We start from the raw sequence: 16,834 nt of genomic DNA, 5'->3' as shown, positions 1-16,834 counted from the left end.
AGAAAGAGATCTGTATTTCAATTAGTACTGTACAGTTAAGCCAGCGGAGGCAAGGCGCCCGCCATTCAAATAGTACAGGCCAGAACCATAAGAGCTGGTCTTATAATTTATATCGCCGATATTCTGTATATTGGTAAAAGCTTTTAAGTGCGGATTAATTTGCCAGAATGCATGCATATCAACCGTTGCGTATCCTGGATTCTTCGCCTGATAATCCGCTGTATCTGATTTTGCATTTAAAGAGGCATTCAAGCCATACTGGCTGTTGCTCCAGCCTGCAGTCCAGCTCAAGCTTTGGCGGGGGCGGCGCTGCAAGTCCTCTTTAATGTCCTGATTTTGCGCTTTGACATAGTTGTAGCTTAATTTACTGAACCACGGGCCATTTTTCCATTCCAAATAGCTTTCTGCGCCTTGGTAGATGGCTTTATTCAGGTTTTCCAGCGTGTATTGCGGGCCATTGACAATCAGCTGGCTTACTGTGGTGTGATAAAGCGCTAAACCTGCGCTTAAACCATAATTCAATTTCTGATCCAGCCCGATCTCATAAGAGATGCTTTCTTCGGGCTTTAAATTGGGGTTGCCGGACCAGCTGTTGTAGCGTTCATCTAAAGTCGGCGATTTGAATGCCGTACCGATATTGGCGTATGCGCTGGTTAAGGGCAGCACTTGAATACGGACGGCCGCCTGACCGATGGTCTGAGCGCCATAATGTGCATCATCTTCGAGGCGAATCCCCAGCTGTGTATTCAACCCTTCTTTTTGATACTGGTGCTGCAGGTAGTAGCCTGTACTGCGGTTATCATCTGTGTAGGCTGTTCCATAAGAGATGATATCGCCGCTGATTTTTCGATGAGTGACGCCCGTCAAAATGGATTGGTGTGCAGTGAGCTGATACTTTGAATACAGTTCAGCTTCTTGAGTTTTGTTATGGGTGAAGTCTACGCCAGCCAACTGATCCAATTCATCTTTAAACTGAGATAAGCGCGCATGCAGTTCCCAATCTGTACTGAGCTGAATTTCTCCGCGCAGATTCAGCATTTCATTGCTGAACGCCTGCTGGGTATTTCCATAGCTGATGCAATTGTAATCTTTATCTTCATTGGCGCAGCTGACATAAGCGTTGTGGCCTTGGTTTTGGCTGTAGTCCAGTGCATAGGCGTAGTTTTCCTGTTTTGCGCCAGCTTTTGCGCTCCAGCCTTTTTGGTCATAGCTTGCAGTGCTTAACTCTTTTAAATCAAAGACTTTGGTTGCGTCAGATTCTAAACGCTGGCCACGGACTTGCGCATAGTAGCCCTGTTCAGTCCAGTCTGCGCCGATAATGCTTTTGTAGGTGCTGTGTTCCCCAGCTTCAGCTGTTACAAAGACAGTATTTCGAACGGGCTGTTTTGAAATGATCTGCACCACGCCGCCAATCGCGTCTGAACCGTAAAGGACTGAGGCCGGCCCTTTTAAAATTTCAATTTGCTGAATGTCTGTCGTGTCTAAAAATTGCAACGGCGCCATGCCCGAAGTGGCGGAATTTAAACGTACGCCGTCACGTAGCACAAGGGTATGGTCAGATTCTGTGCCGCGTAAAAAAATAGAAGCAACTTGCCCCAGCCCGCCATTCTGCACCATATTGATTGATGCATCACTGCGCAGTAAATCACTTATTTGGGCAATTGGAGATTGCTCTATGGCGGCAGGTTCAATGATTGAAATACGTGCAGGCACATCTTCAATTTTTTCTTCGGAGCGTGTGGCTGTAACCACAATGGTATCTAAAACGGCAGAGTGAACATCCGCCGGTTGTTCTGCCTGAGTCTGTGCAGAAACAGCCAGTATGGCAGCAAAGCCGCCTGTGAATACAGCGGGTTTAGAAAAGGAGGACATGCAATTCTCCAGACATTCACCCCACGTGAATGCTTGAGTGGCGGAAAAACAGCAGGCTGGTATCGGACTGGCTTACCGTTGCGGGGGCAGTGTTGTTTAAACTTCCCATGCCTATTGCTGTGAATAAGGGAAGTATAAAGAAGTCCTCTGTACGCGACAATCCGTATAGAGGCTTGCTTAAATGGAGTTCAGCATTATATTCAGCTTGACTTGCAGCGGTGCAGAAACTAATCTGCCTGCGCTTCAGGTGCTTCCATTTGAGAAGTGAAACTGGGAAGTCAGTCAAAACGCCAATTTAGGGTGTTTGTAATCTGACACTGCCCCCGCAACGGTGAATAGGGTTTGATATTGAATCAGCCCTTAAGTCCGGAGACCGGCCTGATGCAAACCTACACATAATGCGGCGGGCGTTATAGCGGAATTGCATATCTATGGCTTTACTTTGCGCCGTAGAGTTGCTCACCCTGAATCCGCCTCGCGTTATCCACTTTTTTATTCGCACGGGCGGTGCGGTCGGGGAATACAGCATGCATTCTATTTCTAAGGCCTTTTTAGGCTCTTTTTTTGTTTTATCACCGCTTTCTGCTGCAATGGCAGAAGACGTTCATCAGCTTCCAGTCATTACCAATACTGTGGCCAATCTTGTCGAGCAAGACTCACAAAAAACTTTGGCGGCAGTGACGGTAATTGACCGCGAAGAAATTGAACGTAAACAGTTCAATACACTGCAGGATTTACTTCGCACGGTTCCTGGCGTAACGTTTACCAATTCAGGCGGCTTAGGCCAGCCGACCAGCATCTCTATCCGCGGTACTGGATCAACTGCCGTTTTGGTATTGGTCGATGGTCAAAAACTCGGGTCAGCAACGTCGGGTCAAACTTCTTTTGAGCATTTGCCGATTGATCAAATTGAACGTGTTGAAGTGGTTAAAGGACCGCGTTCAAGCCTCTATGGTTCAGAAGCTGTTGGCGGCGTGATTCAGATTTTCACCCGCAAGGGTTCGCAAAATGGCGTAAAACCATTCGCATCCGTGACTTATGGCTCTCATGAAACTTATGATGTCAATGCCGGCGTGAATATCCGTCAGGACAACTCTTGGGCAACACTGAGTCTGGCTGGCCTGAAAACAAAAGGCTTAGATGTCACAACTTTGCCGACTGAAACGGATAAAGACGGCTATGAAAATTATTCTGCGTCACTGAAGGCCGGCCATCAATTCAATGATCAGCTGGCTGTAGATGTAAACGTACTGCATGTGAATGGCGAAACTGACTATGACAGTTCGTACAATATCAATCCGTACAATAAAGTTGAACAGAATGTTTATGGCATTGGCCTGACCTATTCGCCGGTTGACCTTTGGAAAACGCAAATTAAATTTGGCCGTTCTGAAGATAAATATGAAACGTTTAGTGCAGACAAATCAACAGGTGTTTTTGATACGGCTAAAGATACAGTCAGCTGGCTGAACACAATCCAATTCAGCCTGAAGCATAGCTTGCTGGTGGGTGTAGATTACTTGAATGATCAAGTTGACAGCACGACAAATTATGATGAAAAAGAGCGTAATAATCTGGGCTATTATGCGCAGTATCTGGGTGAGTTCGGCAAAGTCAATGTTCAAGGCGCCATTCGCCTAGACGATAATGAGCAATTTGGTGATCATACGACCGGCAATGCCGCGGTCGGCTACAGCTTTAATGAGGATTACAGTGTTTATGCATCTTATGGCACTGCGTTCCGTTCGCCGACGTTTAATGACTTGTATTATCCTGGCTGGTCAAATCCGAATCTGGTACCGGAAGAATCTGAAAACTATGAAATTGGCTTCAAAGGTTCGCAGTGGCTGAACTGGTCTGTTTCCGCATTCCATAATGAAATTGACAACATGATTTCAGGCGGCGCCAATATCGCCAAAGCCAAAATTAAAGGCGTTGAAGCAGAATTTGGCCAAAGCCTGACAAATTTTACATGGAACGTGAACTATACCTATCAGCAGCCTGAATATAATTCCGGCACAACCAAAGGGAATCAAATTGCTGGCCGCGCAGGGCAATTACTGAACCTTTCTGCTGACTATACAATGGATAAATGGACGCTGGGTGGTTCTGTGCATGCAGAAGACCAGCGTTATACAGATGCTGCCAATACCGATGCTTTAGGCGGTTTTGCAACTGCAGATGTCCGTTTAACCTATCAGGCAACACCAGAACTGTCTGTGCAGGCAAAATTAGCCAATATGTTTGATAAAGAATATTTCACCGTGTATGACTCTTGGAGTGACTATTATTACCGCCAAGATGGCCGCACAGCATGGCTGACACTGCGTTACGCAATGAAGTAATCGCTGAGCGTTTGCAAAAAGCCCTGAACATTCAGGGCTTTTTGTTTTCTTGGTGGAAAGATGCTGAAAATGCACGCAATGCATGAAAATTGCATTACAATGATTCGCCCTTGTATTTATAGATAGGCTATGAATCGGGCGGAGCTAGAGCCAGAATAATATGCGAACCCGTGCCAAAATTTGCGGAATCACACGTATTCAAGATATTCAGTCTGTTGTTGACGCTGGGGCCGATGCAATCGGATTTGTATTTTTCCCGCCCAGCCCGCGCAGCGTGACTCCAGAGCAGGCAAAAGAATTAATTCGGCATGTGCCGGCCTATGTGCAAACGGTCGGGCTGTTTGTCAATGCATCGGCGGATGACATTATTCAGATTTTAAAACAGGCGCCTGTCGATATTCTGCAGTTTCATGGCGATGAAACCCCGCAGCAGTGCCAGCAAATCGCGGCGCAAGCTGGACGGCGCTGGTATAGGGCCATACAGGTTAAACCTGAAATGGATGTGACGGCAGTGATTCGGCAATTCCAGCAGGCAGGGGCGAGCGCAGTCCTTTTGGATGCTTGGCATCCGGAACTTAAAGGCGGAACAGGGTACAGTTTTGACTGGTCAGCCTTCCCCAAACTTGATATTCCTTTAATTTTGGCAGGCGGCTTAAAGCCTGAAAATATTGAAGACGCTATAAAGACGACCAATGCTTATGCAGTCGATGTCAGCGGAGGCGTAGAGTCCGCAAAAGGTATCAAAGACCAACAACTCATTGAACAGTTTATGCAAGGAGTCCAACGTGGATCAGCAAAATGTTAATCAGAACAGCCAAGTAGACTATACCCAATTTCCCGATGAACGCGGGCACTTCGGTATTCATGGCGGACGTTTTGTATCAGAAACGCTGATGGCGGCTTTAGAAGACTTAGAAAAGCTCTATTTCCGCATGAAAGATGATGCACAGTTTTTAGCTGAGTTCGACCGTGACCTCGCTTACTATGTTGGTCGTCCGAGTCCACTTTATCATGCAGAGCGATGGTCCAAAGAGTTAGGCGGCGCGCAAATTTATTTAAAACGTGAAGACCTGAACCATACCGGCTCACATAAAGTGAATAACACCATCGGCCAGGCGCTGCTGGCTAAACTTTCAGGCAAAAAACGCATTATTGCAGAAACTGGCGCAGGCCAGCACGGTGTAGCGACAGCAACCATCGCAGCCCGTTTAGGTCTTGAATGTGTAGTATTCATGGGCGCTGAAGACGTAAAACGTCAAGCCATGAATGTATACCGCATGCGTCTGCTTGGCGCTACAGTTGTGCCAGTAGAAAGCGGTTCAAAAACATTGAAAGATGCCATGAACGAAGCGATGCGTGACTGGGTAACCAATGTGGACTCAACTTATTACGTGATTGGAACTGTGGCTGGACCGCATCCTTATCCGCAATTGGTACGTGATTTCCAATCCATCATTGGCCGTGAAGCGCGCAAGCAGATTCAAGAACAGGCAGGCCGTCTGCCGGATGCATTGGTGGCCTGTGTCGGCGGCGGTTCGAATGCAATGGGCTTGTTTTACCCATTCCTAAATGATGAGTCTGTACAGATGTACGGTGTAGAGGCGGCAGGCTACGGCATTGAAACAGGCAAGCACTCAGCGCCTTTAAATGCCGGCCATGTCGGGGTACTGCACGGCAACCGTACTTACCTGATGTCGGATGAACAGGGCCAAATTATTGAAACCCATTCAATTTCTGCAGGTCTGGATTATCCGGGCGTCGGTCCTGAACACAGCTTCTTAAAAGATATGCACCGTGTGAACTATGTGCCTATTAATGATCAGGAAGCATTGCAAGGCTTCCGTGATTTAACCCAAATTGAAGGCATTATTCCGGCGCTTGAAAGCTCACACGCCATGGCGTATGTGACGAAACTTGCACCGACCATGGACAAAGACCAGATCATTATTGCGACGGTTTCAGGCCGCGGCGATAAAGATTTGATGACGGTTGCCCGCATTGACGGCGTTGAAATGGTAGAGATGTAAAATATCCCCAGCCCCTCCTTTGTTAAAGGGGAGGACTTCAGAATGTATTCTGAATCCGCAAGGGATGATTTAAAAAAATCGCGCAGAAGCCATTCCGCGCGATTTTTTATGGGTATGCATTTCTTTGAGGAAAAGATCTACAAAAAACATGCAGAACAAAAAAGTGAAGCAAATCACAATATGGCTGAAATTTTACGGCTTTAGAAAGACACAATAACAATGATATTTACTCAATTGGTTCGCGCTGAGCAGTTTCCCAATCAGATTTTATGGCAATGGCGTGACACCTTTGCCATTTGCATTATCCCGCTTATTTTGCTGAATGGATTGGTGCTGGGATATGTCTTTGGTGTGTCCGTGAATGCGGCATTTGCTGATACGGTTTTACGCGGAATGCTTTTCGCAATGGTCTGCTGGCTGTATAAAACGATGCTGGCTGAGCATTGGCAAAAGTATAAGCAAGCCTTTTGGCGTTCAAGCCTGCTGGTTGTTGCAGGCGCCGTATTGCTGCAAATCATCATTTCGCTGACCCGCAGTGTTTTGCCTGCGGGTCAGAGCATAGAAACCGAACATCAGATTGATCCAAACAGCATTGCTTTTATCAGCCTGCTGATCATCAGTTTTGGGCCTTTATTTACAGCGCTGCTGGAAGATATTGTTTTCCGCTATACCTTGCTGCAAAAACTTTTTGTTGCGCCGTGGCTTTGGCGTGTTGTCCTGCTGCTGCTGAACTCGATTGTATTTGGCCTCATTCATTTTTATAATTTTGACGGCAATCTGATTGCAACGGTCAGCTTTATGGCGGCGGGACTGTTCTTGAACCTGATTTATTTATGGACGCGCAATATCTGGCATGTATTGCTGATTCACTTTGTAAACAATGCTGTACTATCATTGGGCGGCGTAATTTTATTAAAAATACTTCAGCCCTATATCGGCGCCTGAGGTTTGGGTGAAAAGTTTGTCTAGTTTATTTATTGTTATGCTTGGCGGCCGCCATGCGCGCGCAAATACTGAAGTCCATGATGTGGTTTTAGCGGTAGGCGATTCATTGCAAGAGATTTATCCGCAACTGAAAAATGCATGGTTCGGTGAACAGAAAGGCCTGCATATTGATGCTTGGGCGCAGATCAATGGCGTAGAATTTGAAGGCAACAGCTACCAAGTTCAATTGATTGATGCACAGCCTAATCAGGCGGATGTGCGGCTGTGGCTGATCAACTTAGGCGGCTATGACGCCAGCGAGTTCGGTGAGCTGCACCGTTATGTACTGGTGGTGGCGCAGAATCATATCGTAGCCAAAGAAAAAGGCAAAAAGCATTTTGCCGCGCATTGGCAGAAACAGCATACAGACCGTGTATTGGATGTCGATGACTGCATTGCAGTTGACCTTGTGCATGGCCGCTATATTCAGCTGGTTGAGGGAGGCTTTGCTGAAAATCAATGGGAAAATACTTACTTAACCATTGCTGAATGAGTCTTTGCCTAGAGGCCTAAAGACCGCTGGCTGAATCATCATGGCATTTAAATATGTTGTGTTTTGATGGCGTGCAGTACAATATTGTGTGGTTTTTTATACAAATTAGATGTATGGAACTGTTCTGCCTAAAAATTATAGGCATAATAAGTATAAGGATTTTCAGATAAATTTATTCCACGGATAAGAATAAATGGATTTAATACAGCCGAATGGACAGCCAAATTACGGCCGTTTCAGCGCTTTGCCGCAGCAGATTAACTTGAATCAGTATGTGTATAAAACTCCCTACGGCAAAGTACTGGAGGGCTGGCGGAAAAAATTAAAGTATAAAAAATTCAAATTCTGCTGTATTCAGCATGAACACTACACCATTGGCTTGGCCATTGCGGATATTGCATGGGCAGGGCATGCTTTTGTCTATGTGTATGACCATATGCACAATGAAGTGACCGAGTGGAATGCCATTAATATGCTGGCGGTGAATACGGTTCTGGATGAACAGCCCTTATATAACCAAAGCCATTTTATGAAGTCCGGTGTGCAGATTGATATTCAGCATGCCAATGGGGTCCGGTACGTTCAGGTCACGAAACATGGAGAACTGCAGCTCAGCGCCCGTATTTTCTGTGCAGGCACCGATCCGCTGAGCATGTGCAGCCCCACAGGCATTAATGGCTGGACTTATACGCAAAAGCTGACGACATTGGGTTGTGAAGGATTCTTTAAAAATAAGCGGGGCGGCATGATTCAATTCAATGAGCGCACTTTTGCCTCATTGGATGATACTTGCGGTTTCCTGCGTCCGGAAACCGCATGGTTTTGGCTGTCCTGCAATTTTTGGGATACCGAAAATAACCGGGTCGGTTTGAATTTGGCCTCTGGCGTGAATGAAAGCTTCGGCAATGAAAATTGCCTGTGGGTCAATGGCGTACTCTACCCGATGGAAGATGTACTGTTTCTGCAGGAAAATCAACAGCAGTGGACAATCCGCTCTTTGGATAACCGGCTGAATTTAATGGTCAGCACAGGCTGGCGCCGCTATGAAAACCTGAACTTAAGATTGGTCGGCAGTCAGTTCAGTCAGTGGCAAGCCAAGATCAGCGGAACCATTCAGCAGGACGGCAAAGAAATTATTCTGCTGAATGAATATGGCCTATTGGAACAGCATTATGCCAAATGGTAAGCGCCAGAAATTTTGGCTTTATGGCGGAATTTTTCTTTTTTCAGATGTCGCCGCCTGCTATTTGGCCGCTTGCCAAAAGGCTTCACCGGCTAAAATCGGATCGCCGGTCTCTGCCAGCGTATTTACCCAAACATCATACTGCGCAATGACTGGGTGCTGATTCGGATGGAAATCCTTTTTAAACCAGTCACGGTACTGCTTGCTCATTTTGGTCAGCGTGCCTTTTTTGCCAAAGAACCATGGCAGGCCTTTAATATTCATTTGCAGACGCTCCCGCATGCTGAATCCATCATATTTCAGCATAATGTTGGTGCGGTAAAGGGTAAATCCAAACATTAAGGCGGTTGTCATGACTAATGCGCCGCGCCGTGTAAACTCAGGCACATTGCCGACCTGCTTCATTACGTCAAAGGCAACATCGCGGTGTTCCATCTCTTCAATGGCATGCCAGGCGAATAAGGCGCGGACATAAGGATGGGCCTGTTTTAAGGTATCCTGCGTGCCAAAGAAGGTTTCAGCCATCAGCGCCGTTAAATGCTCCGCCGCCGCAGTCATTGCAATATTGTATTGCGCAGAGCGGTTTTTCAGTTCAAATTTAAAAATTTTGTTTAAGCGTGAAATGAACTGATCAACGGGCATGCCCTGATCTTTCATCACCTGATTCATTTTGTCATGCGCGATACCATGCTGGGCTTCCTGACGGATAAAGTCCGCTACACGGTGCTGCAGGTCTGAATCTGTAATTTGATCGCGGAATAAGCGTACAGATTCAATAAAATAGCGCTCTCCATCTGGAAATGTCAGGCTTAAGGCATCAAACATGCGGGTGATATAGGGATCGCCGCCAAACCAGAATTTAGGCGCTTCATCCAGCTTGAAATTGAGCTGGGTACGGACGACCGGTATGGCTTGCGGATATTGGACAAGGGCATTCATTTTGTTTTACTTCAATTGCCTGTGATGATTGCAGTATGTCGAAGATTTCAGCAAATGTTTTGACAGTTATTGCCATTTTTTATACATTTAACGCCAAGGTGAAAATCCTTCATGTCAAAATTACAGGCTTAAAACAACAAGAAAGAGGTGCATGATGCAGGGGCTGCATATCCCGAACGGATATTTCCAATTGTGGAACATGTATTTAAGTGAACGCCAGCTCGATTGGCATCAGCTGCCGTATTTGGCCGCTTATCAGCAGCAGCTGGAGCATGTGCTGTCTTTACCGATTGACTCACAGTCGCCGTATGCTTTTTTTGCGGCAGTCATGGAATACACCCGTCAAGATTTAGACTGCCCCCAGTTGATTTTTGAAATGGCGAAGTTTATCCGCGCAGAGCACTTTGGCGTGCTGGGCTATATGGCCAGCCGCAGTGACAGTGTTGCGGATGCGCTGCGGTACATTATACGCTTCAGCCGGCTGGTGATAGACGGCGCAGAAATCACGCCGATGCATATGAGCCATCAAGGCAAGGAAATTTATTTGTCTTGGCCGCTGCACGATGAAAAATATGCGCTGGTCAATGAATTGACATCCGCCTGCATGGCGCATTTAGCCAAACAGATTTTTCCAGCCTCACTGCAGCTGCTGCGGATTCAGTTTGCCCATACGCCTCAGATGGCGCGCTACCATTATGAAAAATTTTTCGGCTGCGCGGTAGAGTTCGGACATGCGCAGTATTCGTTTGTCATCAGTTCGGACAGTTTGGATTTGAAATCTGAATTAGCTGACCCTTCGCTGATGCAGCTGCTGTTAAAGCAGGCGGAAGACGCGATTGCATCTAAGCCGCGTTTTGAACATGCGGCGCAGCAAATTCACCTGCATGTCGCAGAATATCTGCGTTTAAATGCCCAAGCGCCAAAAATAGAAATTATGGCGGATGAACTGCATTTATCTGTCCGCACCTTGCAGCGCCAGCTGCAGGAACAGGGCAGTTCCTTTAAGCAAGTGCTGGAGATGGAGCGGATGAAACGCTGTGAACATTTGCTGCAGCAGGGCGCATCTTTGAGCGGAATTGCGCAGCAGCTGGGCTATTCAGACCAGTCTGCATTGACGCGGGCATATAAAGCATCGACGGGCCAGACCTTAATGCAGCGCAAGAAGCAATTAAAATCCAAGCCTTAGAATAAAATCTCCGCATTAAAGTAAAATCTTCACCATAAAGTTTGATCGTCAGAATCGGCTGAAGCACGCAGAAGAATAAAAGCCAGCAGATTGTCTGCTGGCTCATCAAGCGCTCAGTGCTATTTGGGTTTATGCATTTGAAGGCTTTGAGCGGGGGTAGCGGAAAATGATCGACAATATGGCAAAGACGGCTAGAACCCAGCAGTAATAAATGCCGCCGATGAGCTCAACCGGCGACATTTTAGCGATAGAGCAGGCCAACAGCAGCTGCGCTCCATACGGAATAAGCCCCTGAACCACACAGGAAAAAATATCCATCAGCGCGGCTGCGCGTTTTGGGTCGACGCCGTATTCTTTGGCGACTTCACGCGCCATATCTCCTGATAAAATAATGGCTACGGTATTATTGGCCACAAAGATGTTGGAGAAAATGACCAAAAAGCTGATGCCCAGTTCGCCGGCGCGCTGTGCGCTGACTTTAAATAAGCGGGTCAGGCTGTAAATGCGCTGAATCAGCCACTGCAAGCCGCCTTCGCGCTGCATAATGGCCGAGAGGCCGCCCAGAAACATCGACAGCAGCGCCACTTCAAACATGCTGACAAAGCCGTCATAAATAGAGTTGTTTAACTTCAAGATAGTAAAATCTGCGTGCACGCTTAAGCCGATAAGTCCGGACAGCACAATGCCGATGGTCAGCACCGCCAGAACATGAAGGCGGCTGAATGCTAAAATGAAGACTGCAATGTAAGGTAAAATCAGCCAGGCGTTATATGCTTTATACTCGATGGCTTGAGAATCATGGCTGATCAGCATGTATATGAACAGGCTGATAATGGATGCTGGAACGGCAATCCAGACATTGACACGGAATTTATCGCGCAGCTGCACCTTTAAGCTGCTGGTGGCGGCAATGGTGGTATCCGAAATCATCGACAGGTTGTCGCCAAACATTGCGCCGCCGACTACAGCGCCAATAGCATAGACCGCTTCAATATCTGTCGCTTGGGTAAAGCCGAAAGCAATCGGCGCGCAAGCCGCAATTGTGCCCATGGAGGTGCCCATAGCTGTGGCGATAAAAGCTGAAATCAAGAACAGCATCGGCAGGACAAATTCAGGCGGAATAATTGACAGCCCGAGCTGCACGGTTGCATCCACGCTGCCAATGGCGCTGCTGACGCTGGCAAAAGCGCCGGCCAGCATGAAGACCATAAACATTAAAATCAGATTGGGATGGCTTGCACCTTTGAGGAAAGTATCAATGCCATGATTCAGCGGGCCTTTGTACATCAGCACAGCTAAAACTGCCGCGGGCAGAGCCGCAATCGGGGCTTTGACTTGGTAAAAAGCGAACTCGGTGCCAATGAGAGAGTGGTAAATACCGCTGCCTAAAAAAATGGCTAAAAATACAATCAGCGGCAGCAGCGCATAGGCTCGAGCCTGCGCTTTTGCTTGGGAGTTGGAGGTCATAGGAGATAAAAAGTAAAACAGTGCGCATAGTATAAAGCAGGTTTTGCAATTTCAGAAAACTTTCATCACAAAAGCTAAGCTCTGTATTTATAAAAGATTTTTATCAATAAAATCAAGTTTGTCTCAAAGCTTAACATTTTGTAATTCAGCGAAATTAGGCATCTTTGATCATTGTGAAAAAAGCTGAAATAGCCGTAAATGTTGCTTTCGGATTGTTCTGAAAGTTTTGCAGACTGTGCAAATGCAGGCAGAAATGCTCACACCCTATTCAATGGGTGAAAAATAGCGTTACAATGCAGTGTCTTGTATTTTTACAAAGCCAACTCGTTTTGAACCATTCAAGGAAAGTAGAGCCCTATGTCACGTTTAGCCGCACGTTTTGAAGCACTTAAATCTCAGCAGCGTAAAGCTTTGGTTTCTTATGTAATGGCTGGTGACCCTCATCCGCAAGTGACTGTGCCCTTGCTGCACAGCATGGTCGATGCGGGTGTCGATGTGATTGAATTAGGCTTGCCTTTTTCAGACCCTATGGCGGATGGCCCGGTGATTGCACTGGCAGCTGAACGCGCATTGGCTGGGGGCACGAATACCCTTGATGCGTTGAACATGGTCAAAGAATTCCGTGAAAAAGACACAGAAACACCTGTGGTTTTGATGGGCTACTTAAACCCTGTTGAAGTGATTGGCTATGAAAAGTTTGTGGCCTATGCCAATGAATGCGGTGTGGACGGTGTGCTGCTGGTGGACTTGCCGCCAGAAGAAGCGAAAGATTTAGATGAAGTGCTGCAAAAATACGGCATGGATCAAATCTTCCTGCTGGCGCCAACATCTACGGATGAGCGCATTCAGCACGTGGTGAAGCAGGCCAGCGGCTTTATTTACTATGTTTCTCTGAAAGGGGTGACAGGCGCTGCAACTTTAGATGTGGCAGAAGCTGCCAGCCGTATCCAAAAAATTAAATCGTATACCAATATTCCAGTTGGTGTCGGTTTCGGAATCAGCGATGCCGCTTCAGCAAAAGCCATGGGTGTTGCTGCGGATGCAGTCATTGTCGGCAGCGCCTTTGTTAAACAGTTTGCAAACTTAGCACCAGAACAGGCCGTTACAGCAACGGTGAATAAAGTTAAGGAGCTTCGAGCCGCGCTCGATGAGTTAGTATGAGTCAAGACGTGAAATCAGGGAAAATTCTAAACCCGTCTACACCGTGGACGGACCGCACTGTGCCAGGCATCCATATGCCGGATGAACAGCAGGCGCTTAAAGCCACTTTTACAGAGCCGACTATTGAATGCCCTGAGTGTCATGCATTAGTGACCCGTACTGCAATGTCATTCAATGCTTATGTTTGCCCGCAATGCGATGAGCATCTGCGCATGAAGGCGCGTGACCGCTTAAACTGGTTTTTTGATCAGGTTCAAAATGAACTGGGCCAAGAATTTAAAGCCAAAGATCCGCTGAAATTTGTTGACAGCAAGCCATACCCAGAGCGTATGACTGAAGCGCAGCAGAAAACCGGCGAGACTGAAGCATTGGTCGTGATGCAGGGCCTGCTGAAAGGCATTCCTTTGATTGCCTGCGCATTTGAATTTGATTTCATGGGCGGTTCAATGGGCTCAGTGGTCGGTGATCGTTTTGTACAGGCGGCTGAACGCGCCATTGCGCAGAAACAGCCGCTGATCTGCTTTGCGGCTTCCGGCGGCGCACGTATGCAGGAAGGCATGCTGTCTTTAATGCAAATGGCGCGTACATCTGCTGCAATCCAACGCATGAAAGAAGCAGGTCTGCCTTACGTGGTGGTGCTGACTCACCCTGTATATGGCGGTGTAACTGCATCCTTAGCCATGCTGGGCGATGTGCATATTGCTGAACCTAAAGCCATGATTGGTTTTGCCGGCAAGCGTGTGATTGAGCAAACTGTGCGAGAAAAACTGGAAGAGCCGTTCCAGCGCGCGGAATACCTGCTTGATCATGGGGTAATCGATCAGATTGTTCACCGCCACGCATTACGTGATACTGTATATCGCATTATCAGTAAATTGATGAACTTGTCTTGAACACAGCACCTCTTGCAAACGATTCTTTAAACACATGGCTCGATTATTGGAGCCATGTTCATGTTACAGGCATTGATTTAGGTTTGGAGCGCGTCATTCCCGTAGCTGAAAAGCTGGGCGTCATGCGGCCGCAGGCCAAAGTGCTGACAGTAGCGGGAACCAACGGCAAGGGGTCTACCACCACAACGGCAGCTGCCATTTTAAATGCGCAGGGCTATAAAGTTGGGCTTTACCAGTCTCCGCATATTTACCGTTTCAATGAGCGCGTGAAGCTGCAGGGCATAGAGGTTGATGACCAAACGCTTATCGATGCCTTTGTGGCAGTAGATCAAGCGCGACGTGCCTGTGATCTGACTTTATCTTTCTTTGAAGCCACAACATTAGCGGCTTTTGTTATTTTTAAGCAAAAGCAGTGTGATGTCTGGGTGCTGGAAGTGGGCTTAGGCGGGCGTCTGGATGTGGTGAATGTGATTGATCCGGATGTTGCGGTTATTACCAATATCGGATTGGATCATACCGACTGGCTGGGCGACACCATTGAAAAAATCGCTTTTGAAAAAGCAGGGATTATCCGTCCGGGTATTCCTGTAGTTTTTGGCGGCCAGCAAGAGCTGCCTCAGGCAATTCAGAATAAAGCCGATGAATGTCAGGCGCCGCTGCATGTGGTAAACCGTGACTATTTTTATCAATATGCCGAAGACGGCCAATCTTGGCTTTTCGCTTCTTCCGGCACGACTTTAAAACTGCCATTAGGCCACTTAGCCTTAGAAAATCTTTCGACTGCCGTGGCGGCGATTTTGCTGAGCGGTCTCAGCATCACTCAGCAAGCTTTAGAGCAGGGCATTCTCAATGCCAAGCTGCAAGGCCGTTTTGAAGTGCGCAGAATTGCCGATAAAAGCGTTATTTTCGATGCGGGACACAATCCGCATGGCGTTGATTTTTTGTTAAAGCAATTGCGAAAATTCCTAGAATACAATAAACAGTACACAGAAGTGATCGGTGTTTTTTCAATGCTGTCCGACAAGGATGTAAATTCTGTCGTTAACTTGTTGAAAGAAACCGTTTTAATGTGGAAAATTGCACCATTAGCCGTTCCGCGCGCTGCCGATATCGCACAATTGGATACTGCACTGCAGGGACTTGATGTACAGCATTTTGACAGTGTGAAATTAGCTTTTAAATCAGCCTTAGATGACGCAAAAAATAATCAGCTGATTTTGGTATGTGGTTCATTTCATACCTTAGAAGCGGTATGGGAGTATTTGGAAGAATGTCAATGAATAACAAACAGCGCTGGATGGGCGGTGTTGTTTTATTGAGCGGCGGTGTTTTGTTGGCGGCTTTGCTTCTGAAAGGCAAGGAAGAAATTCATCAAAATCAAGTGCATGTTCCAGAAACAGCAGCAGAGTCTGTACAAAAAAATTCTAATAAAAATGCATCGCAGCTGACTGTAGATGTGGAAACTGAGAAACGCCTGCTGGAGGCGCAGCGCCATGCCCGCGAGAAATCTGTAGCTGAGCAGGAAGCCCGCGCCGCTGAATTTCTGGCGATGCAGCAGCAGGCTGAAGCGGATGCAGCCCGTAAAGCGGCTGAAGAATATGCCGAATTGAATGCGCGCCGTTCGGGGCAGCAAAGTTCAGATAATATTCCGCCAGAACTGATTGAAGATCAAGCCACTAAACAAAAGCGCATTGCTGAGGATAAACTGGCGGCTCAAAAAAAGTTAGATCAGCAGAAAGCCGCACAGCTTAAGGCTGATCAAGCGAAGCAGGCCGCTGCCCGCAAAACGGCGGATGCAGAAAAACGTGTTGAAGCGGAAAAGCGTGCTGCGGATGAAAAGCGCCAAGTCGAACGTTTAGCCGCTGAAAAGAAAGCCGCAGAGAAACAGGCAGTAGAAAAGCAGGCGGCAGAGACGAAGCGTAAAGCTGACGAAAAGCTGAAAGCTGAAGCAAAGCAAAAGGCTGAAACCAAGCAAAAAGACGACGCGAAGAAAAAAGCTGAAGCTGAAAAAGCCCGTGATTTGTTAGAACATGGCGAAAAGCAATGGATGGTGCAAGTTGCGCTGGCAGCCAATGAAGCCAATGCCGATGCCGTGGCTTCTAAACTGAAAGCCAAAGGATACCGTGTAACAAAAAGCCCGACTTCAAAAGGCATCCGTATTATGGTAGGGCCTTCAAAAGATAGGGAAACTGCCGATTCGGCGCGTAAGAAAATTACAGCGGATGCCAGCTTAGGAATGAAATCCGCTTGGGTGATTGATTGGGTGCCTTTAGATAAGCGCTGA

The 16,834-nt window shown here is 47.1% G+C and carries 14 protein-coding genes and 1 riboswitch; of the genes, 11 read left to right on the top strand and 3 right to left on the bottom strand.

Annotated elements, in window-relative coordinates; genetic code table 11:
• Nucleotides 1-21 precede the first annotated feature (21 nt).
• Nucleotides 22-1,872: a TonB-dependent receptor plug domain-containing protein gene (locus AZH43_RS17395; RefSeq protein ID WP_067672554.1), complete on the bottom strand. Its 1,851-nt coding sequence runs from the start codon at nt 1,870-1,872 to the stop codon at nt 22-24.
• A 228-nt stretch (nt 1,873-2,100) separates the two neighbouring features.
• Nucleotides 2,101-2,268, top strand: a riboswitch (cobalamin riboswitch).
• A 35-nt stretch (nt 2,269-2,303) separates the two neighbouring features.
• Here AZH43_RS17395 and AZH43_RS17385 point away from each other — a divergent pair.
• From AZH43_RS17385 to AZH43_RS17360, 6 genes are all read left to right on the top strand, one after another.
• Complete coding sequence (locus AZH43_RS17385; RefSeq protein ID WP_227509849.1) at nt 2,304-4,217, top strand: TonB-dependent receptor domain-containing protein; 1,914 nt, start codon at nt 2,304-2,306, stop codon at nt 4,215-4,217.
• A 160-nt stretch (nt 4,218-4,377) separates the two neighbouring features.
• Nucleotides 4,378-5,022: a phosphoribosylanthranilate isomerase gene (locus AZH43_RS17380; RefSeq protein ID WP_067672548.1), complete on the top strand. Its 645-nt coding sequence runs from the start codon at nt 4,378-4,380 to the stop codon at nt 5,020-5,022.
• Nucleotides 5,003-6,244, top strand: coding sequence for a tryptophan synthase subunit beta (gene trpB / locus AZH43_RS17375; protein ID WP_067672545.1), 1,242 nt, complete (start codon nt 5,003-5,005; stop codon nt 6,242-6,244). Before AZH43_RS17380 ends, trpB begins: the two co-directional genes overlap by 20 nt.
• Nucleotides 6,245-6,463: 219 nt before the next feature.
• Complete coding sequence (locus tag AZH43_RS17370) at nt 6,464-7,189, top strand: CPBP family intramembrane glutamic endopeptidase (RefSeq protein ID WP_067672542.1); 726 nt, start codon at nt 6,464-6,466, stop codon at nt 7,187-7,189.
• Between the two features lie 16 nt (nt 7,190-7,205).
• On the top strand, nt 7,206-7,721 hold the full coding sequence (locus tag AZH43_RS17365) for a DUF1543 domain-containing protein (RefSeq protein WP_067672696.1): 516 nt from the start codon (nt 7,206-7,208) through the stop codon (nt 7,719-7,721).
• A gap of 193 nt (nt 7,722-7,914) precedes the next feature.
• On the top strand, nt 7,915-8,907 hold the full coding sequence (locus tag AZH43_RS17360) for a DUF2804 domain-containing protein (protein ID WP_067672539.1): 993 nt from the start codon (nt 7,915-7,917) through the stop codon (nt 8,905-8,907).
• A 57-nt stretch (nt 8,908-8,964) separates the two neighbouring features.
• On the opposite strand, the gene AZH43_RS17355 is transcribed toward AZH43_RS17360, so the two are convergent.
• Nucleotides 8,965-9,843 carry a metal-dependent hydrolase gene (locus tag AZH43_RS17355; RefSeq protein ID WP_067672536.1) on the bottom strand — a complete coding sequence of 293 codons (879 nt, stop codon included), beginning with the start codon at nt 9,841-9,843 and terminating at the stop codon, nt 8,965-8,967.
• Nucleotides 9,844-9,997: 154 nt separating this feature from the next.
• Here AZH43_RS17355 and AZH43_RS17350 point away from each other — a divergent pair, with 154 nt between their 5' ends.
• Nucleotides 9,998-11,029 carry an AraC family transcriptional regulator gene (locus AZH43_RS17350; protein WP_067672693.1) on the top strand — a complete coding sequence of 344 codons (1,032 nt, stop codon included), beginning with the start codon at nt 9,998-10,000 and terminating at the stop codon, nt 11,027-11,029.
• Between the two features lie 129 nt (nt 11,030-11,158).
• Here AZH43_RS17350 and AZH43_RS17345 read toward each other — a convergent pair whose 3' ends face one another.
• Entirely contained in the window at nt 11,159-12,496 is a 1,338-nt protein-coding gene (locus tag AZH43_RS17345) for a Na+/H+ antiporter NhaC family protein (protein ID WP_067672533.1), read from the bottom strand.
• A 357-nt stretch (nt 12,497-12,853) separates the two neighbouring features.
• Here AZH43_RS17345 and trpA point away from each other — a divergent pair, with 357 nt between their 5' ends.
• Genes trpA through AZH43_RS17325 form a run of 4 tightly spaced genes read left to right on the top strand, consistent with a single transcriptional unit; the run spans nt 12,854 to nt 16,834 of the window.
• Nucleotides 12,854-13,657 carry a tryptophan synthase subunit alpha gene (gene trpA, locus AZH43_RS17340; protein ID WP_067672530.1) on the top strand — a complete coding sequence of 268 codons (804 nt, stop codon included), beginning with the start codon at nt 12,854-12,856 and terminating at the stop codon, nt 13,655-13,657.
• Entirely contained in the window at nt 13,654-14,550 is an 897-nt protein-coding gene (gene accD, locus AZH43_RS17335; RefSeq protein WP_067672527.1) for an acetyl-CoA carboxylase, carboxyltransferase subunit beta, read from the top strand. Before trpA ends, accD begins: the two co-directional genes overlap by 4 nt.
• Nucleotides 14,547-15,830 carry a bifunctional tetrahydrofolate synthase/dihydrofolate synthase gene (gene folC / locus AZH43_RS17330; protein WP_067672525.1) on the top strand — a complete coding sequence of 428 codons (1,284 nt, stop codon included), beginning with the start codon at nt 14,547-14,549 and terminating at the stop codon, nt 15,828-15,830. The genes accD and folC overlap by 4 nt, the downstream gene beginning before the upstream one ends.
• Nucleotides 15,827-16,834 (top strand): SPOR domain-containing protein, encoded by a 1,008-nt coding sequence (locus AZH43_RS17325; RefSeq protein ID WP_067672522.1) that lies wholly within the window; start codon nt 15,827-15,829, stop codon nt 16,832-16,834. Before folC ends, AZH43_RS17325 begins: the two co-directional genes overlap by 4 nt.

This window comes from Acinetobacter pragensis (genome assembly GCF_001605895.1).
Taxonomy (GTDB): Bacteria; Pseudomonadota; Gammaproteobacteria; order Pseudomonadales; family Moraxellaceae; genus Acinetobacter; species Acinetobacter pragensis.
This window is presented reverse-complemented; position numbering and strand designations above follow the sequence as displayed.